The organism is Shewanella eurypsychrophilus (assembly GCF_007004545.3).
Classification (GTDB): domain Bacteria; phylum Pseudomonadota; class Gammaproteobacteria; order Enterobacterales; family Shewanellaceae; genus Shewanella; species Shewanella eurypsychrophilus.
In genome coordinates, this window is sequence record NZ_CP045503.2 from 2,492,496 (window position 1) to 2,508,567 (window position 16,072).

Here is a 16,072-nt window from a genome sequence, read left to right on the forward strand (position 1 = left end):
CATTATAAGTTGTTTAAACTCGTGTTTAGCAGACAAGAAAGCTATTTCCTGTCTGCTAATTATTATGTTAACCCTACTACCTTCTTTGCTTTAAATACAGGGCTCCTATAGCGAGATTATTGCCATCGATATCAAGTTGCCGATTCACTGTTAAAGGGAAATTTCGGCCAAGTCTTAATGCCAGACGTTGGCTCAGTACTTCATTGGCAAACTCACTGCCTGCAAATATCACCGATTTGACACTTAAGTTTAGATCTAGGTGCTCGATCCAGTTTGCGATAAAGTCAGCGAGAGAATCCTGTAATCCAAAAGCGAGCTTTTGGGTGTTGTTATCATCAGCCAACCTGTAACTGATTAATGAACCGATTGTTTTGCACCAGTTCAGACTTCTGTGAGCCTCTCCTTTAGTGAGTGGGAAGTCGATACGAGGCGCGTTACTTCCCTGATGCTGCATTGCCGAGCTGATTAATGCATCACTTAGGCACTGTTTGGATGTGCTGTCGCTTTTTAGTCCTAGAATAACGGCTGCGATTGCCCATAAACTCTGTAGGTTATCTGTGGGAGGAGAAAAATTCAAATCGAGTAAGGTTAAATAATCATCAGGGTATTTAGTCTTAAACTTTTCAACGACCTGTTGTTGTGGGCTTTGCTCTAGTTGATAATAGATGTCATAACCCGTTGCCGGCAAAGAGGGGAGACTAAAAAATAGCTCGGTAGCCTGTTTACGGTCTTGTGTGATGATTTGACCTGTTTGTTGTTCACTGAAATAGATAACTGCACTGTTTTTACTCTGTTTATATTCCAGGTTACCAGCATGAAGTGCACAAAAACCGGCATTGCCTTTACTGGTTGAATTATCTTCATTGTTATATGGCTCACAGTAAATTTGGCCCTTTTCACTGCGCACAGAAAACTGATTAAAGCTGGCATTATCATGAAGTGGTTCAGGGTGATCATCCAAAGATGATATCGCGCTCTCTTCTCGTGGGATGCTGCTGATGTCACTCCATGCTGATTGAATCCAAGCCATTGGTTTTTTGTCAGTTTCAGAGTTGAAATAGATCCAGTCTATGCCTTTTTGTCTTAAGATTTCGCAGATAACAACCAGTGCTCGGTTATGGGCAAAACAGACATCGTACAGAGGAGAGGTCAATCTTGGGTGGCCATTAATTGGACGAAGCGTGATCATCGGTTTTTCAATACTCGATAGTGCGAGTACCTGATGATCTTTGAGGTGAAATTGAGCATTTAATGTGTTTGGGTTACAGATGAGTAGCTTTGGTCGCTTTACATTAGAAAAAGAGTTAAGGCTTAGGCTTAACGTGTCCTTTCCCCTAAAATCACAGGTACCCGATTGCAGTAGTTGTTGTGCCATTAATTGCAAGTCAGTCAGCTTTAGCTGCTGGTGATGATCATGAAGCCGTGTAGAGCCATGACAGCAATGGCATGGTATTGAAATTTCTCCAAATTTTACAGACTGATTATCACCAAACTGGGGGAAGCATTGCTGGCAAAATTCTTGTCTAACTTCGGCATTATCCAGGAGTTGGTAATTACCTAAGCGAGATTCAATTAAGATAATCTGTGAATCAACCAGCCAGACAGATATTAAAAAGTCATGAGCGATGGCGTCTGCGAGGTCCTCGAGCTGTTGTATTTGCCCCTGAGCCTCAATGAAATAGCAATTTTTAATACAGCCAACGGTAATATCGAGCTCACTGTGGTTAAGATATTGATTACACAGGTGAGCATACAGCGCTACGGGTCTAGAGCAAGTAAACTCGAATTTAATCATTTTCATGTTGTAGTACACCACGTTTGTATGAGCTTGGGATCAATGTGTTGATGCTCACATCATTGACACGCTTAAAGCCAAAACCGAGTTGTTCCATGTGTTGAAGCAAGGTCTTTTCCATCAGCGGTACCGCAGCTTCAATTTGCGGTGTAATACCCAGTACCATAGGTTCAAGAATGGTAGGTGTTACGCCCAGAATGAATGTTTTAGGCCTATCACCGACCATATCCATCATGTGTAGTGTTTGCAGCATCTCTACTTCATGGGCACTGCCTTGCCAGTCAATTTCAGCAGGTGCTTTATCAAAATCAAAAAAGTAAACCTCACCAGGTTTTACTCCAGCAGCATTCACGGTATCGACGACTATCATATAATCGTATTGACAGAGCATAGGAATAAGCCCTTGTGCTAACGTGCCCCCATCTGTGATATCTAACGTATCTTGAGGATGAGTAAATCTATAATTCTCAGAAATATAGTTAATAAAATGTACCCCGATGCCTTCATCAGCGAAGAGAACATTACCGATCCCTAATAGCAATATTTTCATTAAAAATTTGCCTTATTTATAATTATTTTAATTTAAACGTGAAAATACGCCGATAAAATATCGGCGTATTTGATAACGAAATATGACTATCTAATGCTTGTGGTAGTCATAACCGGAGACAATCGAGTCTACGGAGTTGTGCTTAAATCGAATTCCTGACCAAACAGCCATATAGACATGTATTAGTGTGAATATGATAAACACCCAAGTGAGGTAATGATGCCATGTCCTAACTGGAGCGAGTCCACCCATTTGAGCGATAAACCAGTTCGATATTTCCCATATCGCCCCCCCCATTCCTTGATGGTAGACATTTGCATAAAGCGCAAGCCCTGTGATGCAGATAAAAATAGCAACAACAGAGATGGCTAAATAGGTCATAAATTGCAAAGGCCCATAGATCCCGGCTTTATGCAGGTGACCGCTCCACATATATGACTTAAGCTGAGTTACCCAACTTTTTGGATTTATTACATCTTTAAAAGAGCGGCGTTCAATGTCACTTTTACTAAAGAAAAATAAGTACATCCTGACCAAAGTAACGGCGGTTAAAACAAAGCCGAATACTAGGTGGGCAAAGCGAATATAGCTTTGTACCTGAATATCATTTGTTTCAGGAGCCACTAAAAATGGCCATGAAATATAAAACCCTGTAATAACAAGTACAAGAATTGACAGCGCACGAAGCCAATGGAAAACTCGGATCGCAGGACTGAAAATCTGATGCCTAGTGTGGGTTGCAGAATGATTCATTTGCTATCCCTCCCTATCAATTATTACCCGTGGGGTCGATTCTAAACTTTCCTAGCTCTTGCCCCTTGAAATCCATGACATGTACTGAACATGCCATACATGGATCAAATGAATGGATGATACGAATAACTTCTAATGGTTTAGTGGGATCTTCTAGCTCCAAACCAATTAATGATGCCTCATAGGGCCCCATCTTACCGTTCGCATCCACAGGCCCCGCGTTCCAAGTTGTTGGGACCACGGCTTGGTAGTTCTCAACAAGACCATTCTTTATTCGGATCCAATGACTTAGCATGCCACGGGGGGCTTCAATCATTGAGTGGCCGATATACTCTTTAGTCGAGTCGATTTCAGGTTTTGTGTATGTGCTCTCATCCGATTGCAAGTTGACGAGCATGGCATCAAATGTCTTTAATCCCTCTTGTGCCACGATCACGGTTTGCAGCATTCGAGCCGCTGTGCGCCCTAAGGTGGTGAATAGGGCTTCAATAGGTAAGCCTGTGGTCTCGAGTAAGTCATTGACTGCGTCAATAACCACTTGGTTACCACGTGCATAGCTCACAAGAAGACATGCAAGTGGACCCACCTCCATCGGTTCATCATCATAGCGAGGAGACTTAACCCAACTGTATTTGCCGTCACCATCGACGGTAGGCAGCTTGCCATAAACGGTATCGCGTTCAACAAAACCGGTATAGTCAGGCACTGTTGTGCCGTCATAAGGGTGCTGTGCGCCGTCGGCCTTGTACCAGGCGTGAGTGACATCCTCTTTAATGAGATCAGGATTGATATCGGTAACACCAGCAAGATCACCATCCATGATCACACCTTGATCAAACATGTACTTGCCGTCAGCTAAGACAAAATCATTGGTGGCCATAAAGTTCTTAACATTCACACCACCTAGAACACTAGGCTCATTACCAAATGCCGCCGCTGCCATCACGATGTCAGCCTTGTATGCACGGTGGATGAAGTCTGTCACTATCGCATGCTTTTGTTTCCACTCTTGGAGACGAGCTGGGCTTAACATATCTCGAACCGAGGTGACTCCCCCCACAACCAATGATTGAGGATGAGGAGATTTCCCACCAAAAATAGCTAACATTTCTGATGCGACTCGTTGTACTTCCAACGCTTTAAGGTAGTGGGAGAGGGCTATCAGGTTTTGCTCTGGAGTAAACCTATAGGTTCTATTTCCCCAATAGGCATTGGCAAACGGCCCAAGCTTTCCTGTTTCTACAAACCCTTTTACCCGCTCTTGGACAGCTCTAAGATCGCCTTCACCCGCAGCAATTGGCTTATCTGTGTATTTAAGTGCTTCTTGGGCGGCTAAAGCTGGGTCAGCACTCAATGCAGACACTATATCGACGAAGTCTAGGCCATGGAGATGATAGAAGTGCACAATATGATCATGCATATAGAGTGAGGTTTGCATCAATGAACGCAAATACTTGGCATTGAGTGGAATTTCAGTACCCAGTGCGTTTTCTACGGCTTCAATACCACAGCGATAGTGAGAATAGGTACATACGCCACATATTCTCTGTACGATTAAGCCAACATCCATAGGGGTTCGCCCCTTAAGGATGACTTCAATACCGCGCCATAGAGTGGAAGATGACCATGCTTTGGTTATTACATTGTTTTCGTCAACTTCAACTTCGATGCGCAAGTGACCCTCAATACGGGTAATAGGGTCGATAACAACACGCTTGCTCATGGATTAATCCTCTAATGGTTTGGCAAAAATACTGGCAACTGCATGGGCACCGATGCCGACTGCTGTTGCGCCAAGAATAACGGCACCTACGGTATCTGCGGTCGCATCAACGCCATGAAGTAACTGTCTACCAAGTGGCTTTTCAAAATCAGCCATATCGTCCCAGAAGTTGGGCTCAGAGCAGCCCATACAGCCATGTCCTGCTAATACTGGCCAACTGGTGTGATGGTTAAAACGCTCAGTTGGGCAGTTGTTATAGGTGTATGGACCTTTGCAGCCGACTTTATAAAGGCAGTAGCCATCTTTAGCACCTTGATCACCAAACTCTTCGACAAACTCACCTGCGTCAAATCGACCGCGGCGTTCACAGTTATCGTGTACGCGTGCACCGTAAGCCCACTTAGGACGATTGAACATGTCTAATGCTGGTAGTTTTCCGAACATAATGAAGTACATTAACGTACCGACGATATTTTTTTCACTGGGTGGGCAACCACCTAGATTGATTACTGTTTTGTCGACAACTTCATATACCCCTTTAGCACCTGTAGGGTTTGGCGCCGCAGCTTGAACACCACCAAATGAAGAACAAGTCCCCACTGAGATAATCGCGGCTGCGTTCTGTGCCGCATGTTTCACGATCTCAAGACCAGTATGTCCCTTACAACCGACTGTGAGAAACGCACCATTGTTAGCAGTAGGAACCGCGCCTTCTACAGCGAGAAGATAGTTTCCTTTATAGGCCTCTAATGCATGCTCAAGGTTCTCTTCTGCCTGCCAGCCAGAAGCCGCCATTAACGTTTCATGATATTCAAGGGAGATATGATCGAAAATGAGCGAATCTAAGTTGGGCGTATCAGTACGAATAAGGGACTCTGAACAGCCAGTACATTCCGCTAAATGTAACCAGACTAAAGGCACTCTATCGGATAGTTCAGCAGCTTCAGCTACCAATGAGCTAAAGGGAAGGGGAAGCGCAAACATCGCTGAGACTGATGCTGTCCACTTCATAAAATCACGACGAGTGATCCCGTGATTTTCCATCTTTTTATTAAATGATTCTGATTGGCGAGGTTGGAGTTGTCTAAGCATCTCCAAGCGTGCCTTACCCTGTTCAAAAAGGGCTGCATGTGTATCCATGTTAAACCTTTATAGTTGTCTATAGTTTTGTTTTTGTTTACTCACTTGCTGAATCAATTCTATGCCTAATAAAATGAAAAATATTGACATGCATCAAGCTTTAATTTGCTTCGTTATAAAGTGATATTTATGTGTTTCTGAATATGAAGTGGATCGTCATTTATGTCGAAAGCGGGTCATTTTGTCGCAATTTTTGTGTTTTGATTCGTCACGTCACACTTTTTCAGTGGCATAATATTTTCACGTAGATCATTGAATATTTAAGCGTTGTACGGTAGGGAAGCTAGAGTGTAAAAGCCAATCAATAAAATTATGTATCAATATGCAGCGGTATTTAAAGTGATTAACTCTTGCTCAATTTCCTCATCTATAGGTATATTGGTAAATGCGAATTTACCAATCGATAAAAACAACAGGGGAAATATATGGATTCAATTAAAGTGAGTGAGCATATGGATCGTCAACCCGTACTACTGACCCCAGAAATGCCATTGGCAACTGCCGTTGAGGCACTATTAGATAGGAAGAAGTTAGGTGCCCCCGTTGTTGATGAGCATGGCAAGTTGGTGGGTTTTTTATCTCAGCAAGACTGTATGTCTGTGATGCTCAAGAGTAGCTATCATTGTGATTTGGTCGCAAGGGTGAAAGATTGTATGAGTGCAGAAGTACTTAGTGTTTCACCTGAACATAGCGTGTTACAGCTTGCAGAGCAGATGCTTGGTTCCAAACCTAAGGTCTACCCAGTCGTTGAGCAAGATAAAGTCATTGGCACCATTAACCGAACCAATGTGCTCAATGCGATAAATATTTATATGCAGCAGTGCTACTTGGCACCAGCCTAATTTGCCTAGCTTCGAATGAAGCTAGATGACATTTTGTCTTGGTTTTATTCGGTTTCATTTTGCTTCATTTGGTTTTAGCGTTACTTTTCGTCATTTTGGCAGATATTTTGAGCCGGAATCCAGTGGTTTTTGTTTTGTATTGAGGGGAGAGGTTGAAGCTTGTACTTTCAATTAAACCTAACGCCTGTCCGGCGGGGATTGTGCAGACGCTTCTGCGAGTCGCTATGACTTTTTGCAAAATGAAAGGTCCCTATACGCTCTGCGGTTTCATCTGACCCACACGGATGTGGGAAATGTCGAAAAATGTATGGAACATTTTTGGCCCTGATTTGGAAGCTCGCAGCTGCATCTACACTGGGTTATTCAAAAGGAGGTTATTTATTTAACCTTCCCTGTAAAAATTTTTTGAATCATGAGACCTAACTAATTCGCTATGACCCTGGCGAATCCCCACAAAAAGATAAGCAGAAATAATGAGATAGGAAAAATACTGAGGAACATTCATGGCATTTGGTGATCAAATTTATCGCCAAACAAAAATTACCACGAGTAAATGCCATGAATGCAAAGCAAGTTTTATCAAAATGTCTCTCCCTTGTCACCCCATTAATGCATAAAACTCGCCGACAGAGTTTGTTTTCAGCAATCGAAAGCTCAATGAATGGTGGCTCCCTATCAATCACAGGCCTTGGCCGCGACATTGATAGTAATACCTTGGAAAAACATAAGATTAAGCGTGTAGACAGACTCTGCTCTAACACTCAGCTACACCGTGATATCAAGCTCATCTATACTCGCATGGCTTACCTATTGGTGAGCAAAATGTCACAGCCAATAATCCATATCGATTGGTCTGATTTAGATGACAGGAAGGAGAGCTTTCTCATCCGCGCCTCCCTTGCAGCTCAAGGGCGCTCTTTAACACTCTATGAAGAGATTTATCCGTTAAACCTGAAAGAGAAACCTAAAATTCACCTGCAATTTATGACTCGGCTGAAGGCGATGCTACCAAGCAACTGCAAGCCAATTATCGTGACCGATGCAGGGTTTCGTATACCTTGGTTTAAGCAAGTGTTATCGCTTGAGTGGGATTACATAGGCCGCGTTAGAAACAGAACTCAATGCTTCAAATCGGGTGAGTATGATTGGCAACCAATCAAAAACTTATACCTGAAAGCGACCTCTCGCGCTAAGAGCCTAGGTGAATTTCTGCTAGGCCAAACTGTTGGATTTAAAACCCGTTTAGTTATCTATAAACGTCACCCAAAAGGTCGCACCTATTAACAGTGCCACCCACAATATTTTTGCTGTTCTAGGTGTTCGCAACTAAGCTAGAAAGAGAGTTGTTTAGTGAGGGGAGGCTGCTATGCCACGCCCAAGAAGAACGCAAGTTAGTATTGAAGACACGCCAATTTATCATTGCTGCAGTCGCGTAACTCGTCGAGCCTATCTCTTTGGCGACGATAAATTCACCGGTAAAAATTATGACCACAGACGGGGTTGGGTTGAATCTCAACTTCTTAAGCTCGGTGATATTTTTGCCATTGATATAGCAGCTTATGCTGTAATGTCTAACCATCTTCACCTTGTACTTCAGATAGATATCTATCAAGCGAATAGTTGGTCAGATAGAGAAGTCGTTGAGCGTTGGCATCGGCTATTTAAAGGGACGGATATCACGCAGAAGTTTGTAAATGGTGAGGTAATTGAAAGTCATGAAGTTACCAGGCTCAAATATGCTGTTGCACAGTATCGAAGTCGACTCAGTGATATCAGTTGGTTTATGAGGGCGCTAAATGAGCCTATTGCTCGTATGGCGAATAAAGAAGATAACTGTACAGGTCGTTTTTGGGAGGGAAGATTTAAAAGCCAAGCGTTACTCGATGAAGTGGCAGTCCTTGCTTGTATGGCTTATGTTGACCTCAATCCCATTCGCGCCAAGATGGCTCAAACACCAGAGAGCTCAGATTTCACCAGCATTCAACGGCGTATAAAAGCTGCGATGAATGGTGAACAGCCGCAAGTCCTGCTGCCTTTTGTGGGTAATGAGCGAAAAGAGATACCAAAAGGACTGATGTTCATCGCTAAAGATTACCTACAACTTGTTGATGATACGGGCCGTATCATAAGAGGTGATAAGCGTGGTGCCATCAGTTTTGAAAGCCAAAAACTTCTATCTAGATTAAATATTCCTGCCGATAACTGGCTTAAAATCACCAAAGAGTTTGGCAAGTTATTTAAAGGGCCCGTAGGTACTCTGCAAGAGCTGACATCATATTGTGAGCACTTAGATAAGCGAAGGCGACATTACAGCCAGTCCTGCCAGTACTTAACTGAAAGTTAGGTAAGATTTATCTTACTTAAAATTAACCTCTAAGCGGGCCCTTTTACCTGCTTGTCATTCGGTAAATCGCAAAGTTGCTCTCTAAATATAACTTCAAATGAATTGTTTTTGCTTTTTTAGCGCCTGTAGGTGATACCTATATCGAGTAGCGACCAGATGTTAAGTCATTATTGGCTGCATATTAGCGATGTGATACTAAATAGAATTTAGTATGGATGGCACTATTAAGTAATGTCGAATTTTATTTAATATGACAGGCACAAAAAAGGCCGCGTTGGCGACCTTCTTTTTTAATATCAGCTTGCGTTATTAGCGCTTCATTAAAGAGCGATAACATTGCTTGCTTGCAGACCTTTTGGGCCTTGCTCTACTTCGAAAGTCACTTTTTGACCTTCATCAAGAGTTTTGAAACCTTCTGATGCGATAGCACGAAAATGTACGAATACGTCAGCGCCACCATTATCTTGAGTAAGGAAACCGAATCCTTTATCTTCGTTAAACCATTTTACAGTACCAGTAATTGAATTAGACATGTGATGCCCCTTATTTATTTAATTTAAAAAAGTTCAACATTAACAATATGTTAATTTATTGAATTATATCATGTTACGCTAAATAAAAGGGAAACGTCTAGCTACAAAACACGGTTTTAGTAGTGGATGTTTTACTTGTACTTGATGCTGCATTTAATAACTCTCTGAACAACTGAGCGCTATAATAGCGATCGTTTGTTTTTTGCACAGTGTTTTTTTTGCTTTTTTTTTAATATCATTATTTAACAGTGATATACACATTTAAGTTTTAACCAGCATTGACCTTTGGTTACGATAAAGATTTTTCTCTGTGAGTGAAACCTTCCTGCCTAACGGTCAAAAGTCTGTCCTGAATGTCGACATGTTTTTGAAAGTAATGGTTAATATTGTATTGATGCTCACTAGACGTCATGCTATATGAAGCTGGACATCGCTATGCAAAGACCTGAAGCGGTAACCGATTGATGCACCAAAGTTAGCTAGCCTTCGAATGAAGACTGATTACATGTTCTTGATTCATTTCATTTTCGTTGATACATCCGTCTTTCCGGCAGAGCTTTTGAGCCGGAATCCAGTGCTCTTTGCGGTTGGAATAAGTCATTGAAGATCATAACTTCATTGTTATCTATCGCTTGCGGCTTGCTAATGTGCAGTCTTACTTTGACAAGAGTCTACGAGTCGCCGGCTCTTGGTTTCATAAAGAGTCTTCTATGTGGGCTCTGCGATTCCCAATAACTTCCATGTTTAACGGCCACTTCGGCATCCCAGCCTCTTATATGGACTCCCGTACCAAAAATATGGACAGGCATGCTTACCTTCCTCCGACTAAGAATTAATGATGAGTCTTATATAGGAGGTTATTATGCCCCGTCCCGCAGCACTCAAATTAGTATTGAAGATACGCCATATTATCATTGCTGCAGCCGAACAGTTAGACACGTCTACCTTACGGGAGTAGATGATTTTACGGGAATGAGCATCGTAGCATAACCAAGACACCCACAATTGTTAGGTAGAGGTTCCTCTCCCATAAAAGCGGTCACGTGAAGTGACCCTGTAAATTCAACCAAGAATTTAGTATGGATGGCACTGTTAAGTACATTGAAGTGAAAGCTGGTTACGGCAGCGTTGTGTTGTTGATTTATTATGGGTGGCCTGATTAAAGATGGGGAAATTCACCTTCTGCAGAATGTGGATTATTAACATTCAATAAATGATTACTAGTCAGCAGCTTTAATGGAGCGTATGAGCCCTATTAGTGCTAGCAAGTTTTTTCACCTTAATACCGTTCGATTCGAAATTTATTTATCTTAGTACCTGCCTCAGGCGTGAGTGCATTATTTAAGGAGATTAGTTTATTGTATTCATCAGGTAAAAACTTTTTAATTCGCGCAACTCTGGCGTAATGACTAGGTTTGAACTCAGGGTAAAGGGTTAGTAATTCGGTAATACTTTCGGTTAACTTGCCGCTTTCATAGATTTGCTCTAACAGTAGATCAAGTGCGTCTAGACCATACTTTTCTGTATTCAATTTAAAATTATTATCTACTAAAAACCTGATTGCTTGTGAAGAGTTTAATGCCGCAGCCATAAAAGCATCATTCCCCAATTGATCTGTAATAGAAAAATCAAATCCCTGATGGAGTAAATCCTGCCATTTTTCAACCGGTAAATGTTTTAATGAAATTAAAGATGATGGCGTTTTCGGTTCAATTCGTGCTTTCCATATTGGCGCGAATTCGCTATTTTCATTGAGCATAAACCTAAACAAGGTATCAGTCTCAGATAATGTGAGTGGGGTTAGTATGCTATATTCCAGAGCCAGTTCCGTTTTACCGTCATTTAATAAGTGTCTGAATTCATCATCAGGCTTTGAACTTAAGTGAAAGTCTTTGGCATTGAGTTCAAGTTCTTTCCATAGACTAACGAGAACAGGATCAATCTCTTGTAAGCGTGCCTCAATCTTCTGTGGGTTTTTCTTAATATTATCGATTAGTTGATATGTTTTCTTCCTGCTCTCAAAGCCTTCTTCAGCAAGCAATTGCTGCTTTATTGATACGCATGCTTCAGACTCACGTTTAAAAGCCATTTGTTTGATTTTCATCTCTGCAATGGCAGCTGACACTATGGAATCATCTATTTTACGTTGTTTTATATTGTGACTTTTATCTATCAGCTCAATACTTTGTATGAGCTCCCGCAACTTAGATTCTGGCAGCATATGGCTATTAAACTGCCTTTTTCCTGGGGCTCTAAAAAAGGTAATGGTTGCACTATCAAATTGCTTGTCTTTGCCGTGGGCTTTATAACCATTTTCTTTTAGATAAGTTAGGGTATTTAGATACTTATTGGAGTCGCTATCTAGTTCCTTGTAAACCTTGTCCTCTGAGGGCAAATTCATTATCGCTATGTCCATAGCCGTCATTATACCTGGCTCATTGGTTGGCTTAACACCATGTTGGTTTAATACTTTCAAAGCTTCAACATTAAAGTTAGCAACCGCTATATCTGCTAGATTTTCATAAGAGTCAGAATAGTCTTGGCGCGGTATAGGCATATCTTCAATATCAGCTGCTTGATCAAGTAATAAGATTAAGTATTCATTTGGCATATTGTTTTGTATTGCAAGTGCAACTTCATTTACGGTAAATGAACGCAAGGATATTGTCTGCTTATACTCATCAATATTCAGTTTTTCGGCGCTTAATATAAATAGAATCGATGGAGATAAAAAGGGGCTGTTTGCAATATAAAGGGGAGATTCTAAATACGTTGAAAAACTATGATTGTTATCAAGTAAAGCATAAACATCAGACTTAGTTATATTCTCAGATAAAGAGACAGACATATTTAGTCCGTGGTTTTTCCCTTCTAACGGCTCAAGCGCTTCGATTAGCTCACTGAGACTATCAGAGTTAACCCCTTCAATCACCGAAAGACCATTCCAGTTGTTTAATATTGAAACTGATTGTGTAAAGTGGTATTTAGTTTTTTCGATATTAATTTTAGCTTGTAAGAGTAAGTCATCGTAGCTTTTGTAATATGTTTCATATTGGTTTGAATAGGCTAATAGATCACGGTCTGATTTACCTTGTTTTAATTCATGCTCTAATGCTTCAATTATGTCCTGGTGGACATAAGCTATTTGATCGCCAATATCATAATTTTTTTGTTTGCATTGAGTATGGGCAATGGTGAGTTGCTCTAATTTTTTTGTGGCAAACTGTTTGTCATCTACCGTTTTAATCTTACCGTTAATCGTGTCACTAGGGCTTTTCGTGTTGAGAATGCTATCTCTGCCTTTTGAAAAGCCATCAGCCTCATAAAGGTAATAGGTAGTGGCACAAGTGAGTGTGACGAGCGACACTATCGCCAATTTCCGTATCATTGTATATCCATCCCTGTTATCTAAATTTTATTTATCAGCGAGCTACTGTTTTATCGGCATTATAAGCCTCAATACTCTTGCTTTGCCCTGTTTTAAGTTGCCGACATATTCCTTTAAATTGTCAAAACTTCAGGCTAAATAAGATGCTGTTAACACATATATATGCGATAAGTTTGCCACAATCCTACAGCTTCATGTGGATTATTCAATGCCATTTTACAGGAGGGGGGATGGAGCCTCAGGATCAGAGTAAACATTTTTATAGAAGATGATTGCAGTGCCTATTATTAGGGACTAACGCTTAATTGATTGCCAGGCTTTTCCTAATAAAACTTCACACATTAAAGGTCCCTTTCTCATAAAAAAAGCCGCCATGCTTAACTCTGCTATGGCATTGAGCTAGCGGCTTTTCTACTTTCAACTTTAGGCTATAACCCTATCGCTTAAAGGTCACGGCCTCAGTTTCCGCTAAATGGATCTCTGTCGTCGCTAATTGAGTCTGTGACAGTAATTTTCCGTGACGGATAGAGTATTGAACTGGCACCTGCCTGCGTACCGCATCGAAGCCATTATCGGCGGGTAAGATAAGTAAACTGCCAGGCTTGCCTTCCTCTAATCCGTAACTAGATTCGATATTCATGGTGCGTGCCGAGTTATTGCTGATCAATTCAAGAGACTGATTTATCTGCTCATAGCCCATTATCTGACAGATATGTAAGCCCATATGCAGTACCTGCAGCATATTTGCCGTACCCAGTGGATACCAAGGGTCGAAGATATCATCGTGGCCAAAGCAAACATTGATGTCTGCTGCCATCATCTCTTTGACTCGAGTAATGCCGCGGCGTTTCGGGTAGTCATCGAAACGTCCCTGAAGATGGATATTGACCAGTGGGTTGGCGACAAAGTTAATGCCTGACATCTTCAGTAAACGAAACAGACGAGAGGCGTATGCGCCGTTGTATGAGTGCATAGCTGTGGTGTGACTTGCTGTGACTCTCTCGCCCATCTCAAACTTATGGGCAAGTGCTGCTAGGGTCTCAATAAAACGAGATTGCTCATCATCTATCTCATCACAGTGTACATCGATGAGGCGATCATACTTTTGCGCCAGCTCAAAAACATAATGTAGCGACTCTATGCCATATTCCCGGGTGAATTCAAAATGAGGAATTGCGCCAATCACGTCGGCGCCCAGTTTGACGGCTTCTTCTAACAGTGCCTTACCATTGGGGTAGGAGAGTATGCCTTCCTGAGGAAAGGCGACGATTTGAATATCGACCCAAGCTTTCATCTCCTCTTTCACTTCGAGCATAGCTTTAAGTGCAATAAGCGTAGGATCTGACACATCAACATGAGTACGTACATGTTGAATGCCGTTAGCTATTTGCCATTTTAATGTCTGCTTAGCCCGTGTTTTTACATCTTGAATAGACAAGGTTTTCTTACGTTCTGACCAACGCTCGATACCCTCAAACAAGGTGCCCGATATATTCCAACTGGGCTCCCCGGCTGTTTGCGTGGTATCGAGGTGAACATGAGGCTCGCAAAAAGGGGCGATGGCCATTCCACCTTCACCGTCAATGACCTTAACGGAAGGGTCATATACTGTCATGGCCTCTGACATGGCCGTGAAGGAGGCAAACTCACCATGTTCAATGACGATCTGATGAAGGCCATCTTTCCCTGTGAGCGTCACATTGTTAATCAGCATGGTATTTGTACTATTCATTGGTGATCTCTTTTGTTGAATCTGAAGTTGACGTTAACCGTTTGAGCAGTGAGTCTAAGATGAGATAACTCATGGCGCCGGCTAATACTGCATTTATAGGGACAATACCCGGGAGAAGGTGACCGGCAGCGACACCTATTGCAACACCTAAGATAGCTGCCCAGTTGATATTGGAAAATTTGGCGGTTGAAAAATCTTTGTATTTGTCACGATTCTTTAAGTAATCGGCAATGATTATCCCGCCTATAGGGGGGATTGCTGCAGACAGAAAGGTCAACCATCCCACAAAATTATTATACAACCAAAGTGCACAAAGTGTACCTATTATGCCGTTGAGTATAGACAGGTACTTGCTGGGCAGCCCGGTGATATTCGAAAATCCCAGCCCCGAGGCATAGAGGGCATTATCGTTAGTGGTCCAAATGTTTAAACCCAAAATGACAATCGCTGGGATGAGTAGACCTTGGGCTATCATCACCTCAGAAATATCAGACTGACCAGTGGCCGCAGCGCCTGCTGCGCCGAAGATAAACATCAGAGAGTTACCAATAAAAAAGGCTGTCATCGTGATAAATACAGCCCCCATAGGCTTCTTACCGAAACGGACGAAGTCGGCGGTGAGGGTCCCCGCAGAGATAAATGAGCCAACCACAAGCACTAAAGCGGTTGAGAAGGCCATCGGCTCCTTAGGAATAAGACTATTTAACCCCTCCAGTCCACCGATACTCTCAATGGCAGTCAAGGCTGAGAAACCACCAAATAGGGCGATAGCGGGTACTGCTATGGCGGATAGCACCATCAAGGCGGCAATGCCGAAGTAAACCGTGGCCGTCATCATAAGACCTGAGATGATGATCAGTACGTTGGTATCTATACCCGTAGCTTTATGAACTGGAATAGCGAACATGGCGACTCCAACGCCAAACCAACCGACTTGTGTGCCGCCTAGCAGTAATGAAGGTAGCCACGAGCCCTTAATGCCAAAAGAGTAACGGGCCAGTAGATGGGTAGATAGTCCGGTTTTAGCCCCTATATACCCTAAACAAGATGTATAAATGCCGAGGATGAGGTTACCTAGTAGCACTGCCAGCAGAAAATCATTAAAGGAGAGTCCGGTGCCTAAGGTACCGCCAGTCCACATGCTGGCCGAAAAGAAGGTCAGTCCCAGCATCACCATGGTTAGCGAGAGCATCCCCTTTCTTGCCGATATTGGCACTGGCCCTAAGCTGTAATTATTATCGTTTGCCACTTTTCCCCCGAAAATATTCTGAC

At 42.2% G+C, this 16,072-nt stretch carries 12 protein-coding genes and 1 pseudogene; 3 read left to right on the plus strand and 10 right to left on the minus strand.

Going from position 1 to position 16,072, the window contains the following annotated elements; genetic code table 11:
* Positions 1-76: 76 nt before the first annotated feature.
* The 5 genes from FM038_RS10550 to hyaA form a co-directional block, all read right to left on the minus strand.
* Positions 77-1,801, minus strand: a complete 1,725-nt coding sequence (locus tag FM038_RS10550) for a Kae1-like domain-containing protein (protein ID WP_142870714.1) — start codon at positions 1,799-1,801, stop codon at positions 77-79.
* Complete coding sequence (locus FM038_RS10555; RefSeq protein WP_142870713.1) at positions 1,788-2,345, minus strand: HyaD/HybD family hydrogenase maturation endopeptidase; 558 nt, start codon at positions 2,343-2,345, stop codon at positions 1,788-1,790. Before FM038_RS10555 ends, FM038_RS10550 begins: the two co-directional genes overlap by 14 nt.
* 90 nt (positions 2,346-2,435) lie before the next feature.
* Positions 2,436-3,098: a Ni/Fe-hydrogenase, b-type cytochrome subunit gene (cybH, locus tag FM038_RS10560; protein ID WP_142870712.1), complete on the minus strand. Its 663-nt coding sequence runs from the start codon at positions 3,096-3,098 to the stop codon at positions 2,436-2,438.
* 16 nt (positions 3,099-3,114) lie between these two features.
* Positions 3,115-4,821 (minus strand): nickel-dependent hydrogenase large subunit, encoded by a 1,707-nt coding sequence (gene hyaB / locus FM038_RS10565; RefSeq protein ID WP_142870711.1) that lies wholly within the window; start codon positions 4,819-4,821, stop codon positions 3,115-3,117.
* Positions 4,822-4,824: 3 nt separating this feature from the next.
* A complete protein-coding gene (hyaA, locus tag FM038_RS10570; protein ID WP_142870710.1) occupies positions 4,825-5,961 on the minus strand; it encodes a nickel-dependent hydrogenase small subunit in 1,137 nt (378 codons plus the stop codon).
* 425 nt (positions 5,962-6,386) lie between these two features.
* Between hyaA and FM038_RS10575 the strand changes: the two genes are divergently transcribed.
* The 3 genes and pseudogenes from FM038_RS10575 (at position 6,387) to FM038_RS10585 (ending at position 9,147) form a co-directional block, all read left to right on the plus strand.
* Positions 6,387-6,803, plus strand: coding sequence for a CBS domain-containing protein (locus FM038_RS10575; RefSeq protein ID WP_142870709.1), 417 nt, complete (start codon positions 6,387-6,389; stop codon positions 6,801-6,803).
* 558 nt (positions 6,804-7,361) lie between these two features.
* Positions 7,362-8,078 (plus strand): annotated as a pseudogene (locus tag FM038_RS10580) (IS4 family transposase); the annotation flags it as partial.
* Between the two features lie 91 nt (positions 8,079-8,169).
* Positions 8,170-9,147, plus strand: a complete 978-nt coding sequence (locus tag FM038_RS10585; RefSeq protein ID WP_142870708.1) for a transposase — start codon at positions 8,170-8,172, stop codon at positions 9,145-9,147.
* 320 nt (positions 9,148-9,467) lie between these two features.
* Here FM038_RS10585 and cspE read toward each other — a convergent pair whose 3' ends face one another.
* The 5 genes from cspE to codB all read right to left on the minus strand — a co-directional run bounded on the left by cspE (position 9,468) and on the right by codB (position 16,049).
* A complete protein-coding gene (gene cspE, locus FM038_RS10590; protein WP_142870707.1) occupies positions 9,468-9,680 on the minus strand; it encodes a transcription antiterminator/RNA stability regulator CspE in 213 nt (70 codons plus the stop codon).
* Positions 9,681-10,351: 671 nt separating this feature from the next.
* On the minus strand, positions 10,352-10,489 hold the full coding sequence (locus FM038_RS10595) for a hypothetical protein (protein ID WP_185965675.1): 138 nt from the start codon (positions 10,487-10,489) through the stop codon (positions 10,352-10,354).
* Between the two features lie 470 nt (positions 10,490-10,959).
* Entirely contained in the window at positions 10,960-13,068 is a 2,109-nt protein-coding gene (locus FM038_RS10600; protein WP_142870705.1) for a hypothetical protein, read from the minus strand.
* A 436-nt stretch (positions 13,069-13,504) separates the two neighbouring features.
* Positions 13,505-14,800: a cytosine deaminase gene (locus FM038_RS10605; protein ID WP_142870704.1), complete on the minus strand. Its 1,296-nt coding sequence runs from the start codon at positions 14,798-14,800 to the stop codon at positions 13,505-13,507.
* The gene (gene codB / locus FM038_RS10610; protein ID WP_142870703.1) at positions 14,793-16,049 is read right to left on the minus strand and encodes a cytosine permease; all 1,257 of its coding nucleotides are present in this window, start codon (positions 16,047-16,049) and stop codon (positions 14,793-14,795) included. The genes FM038_RS10605 and codB overlap by 8 nt, the downstream gene beginning before the upstream one ends.
* Positions 16,050-16,072: the final 23 nt, after the last annotated feature.

Bases quoted from the DNA above. Each gene is read 5' to 3' on its own strand.
- FM038_RS10550 (WP_142870714.1), bottom strand. From the start codon at position 1,801: ATGAAAATGATTAAATTCGAGTTTACTTGCTCTAGACCCGTAGCGCTG.
- FM038_RS10555 (WP_142870713.1), bottom strand. From the start codon at position 2,345: ATGAAAATATTGCTATTAGGGATCGGTAATGTTCTCTTCGCTGATGAA.
- cybH (WP_142870712.1), bottom strand. From the start codon at position 3,098: ATGAATCATTCTGCAACCCACACTAGGCATCAGATTTTCAGTCCTGCG.
- hyaB (WP_142870711.1), bottom strand. From the start codon at position 4,821: ATGAGCAAGCGTGTTGTTATCGACCCTATTACCCGTATTGAGGGTCAC.
- hyaA (WP_142870710.1), bottom strand. From the start codon at position 5,961: ATGGATACACATGCAGCCCTTTTTGAACAGGGTAAGGCACGCTTGGAG.
- FM038_RS10575 (WP_142870709.1), top strand. From the start codon at position 6,387: ATGGATTCAATTAAAGTGAGTGAGCATATGGATCGTCAACCCGTACTA.
- FM038_RS10585 (WP_142870708.1), top strand. From the start codon at position 8,170: ATGCCACGCCCAAGAAGAACGCAAGTTAGTATTGAAGACACGCCAATT.
- cspE (WP_142870707.1), bottom strand. From the start codon at position 9,680: ATGTCTAATTCAATTACTGGTACTGTAAAATGGTTTAACGAAGATAAA.
- FM038_RS10595 (WP_185965675.1), bottom strand. From the start codon at position 10,489: ATGCCTGTCCATATTTTTGGTACGGGAGTCCATATAAGAGGCTGGGAT.
- FM038_RS10600 (WP_142870705.1), bottom strand. From the start codon at position 13,068: ATGATACGGAAATTGGCGATAGTGTCGCTCGTCACACTCACTTGTGCC.
- FM038_RS10605 (WP_142870704.1), bottom strand. From the start codon at position 14,800: ATGAATAGTACAAATACCATGCTGATTAACAATGTGACGCTCACAGGG.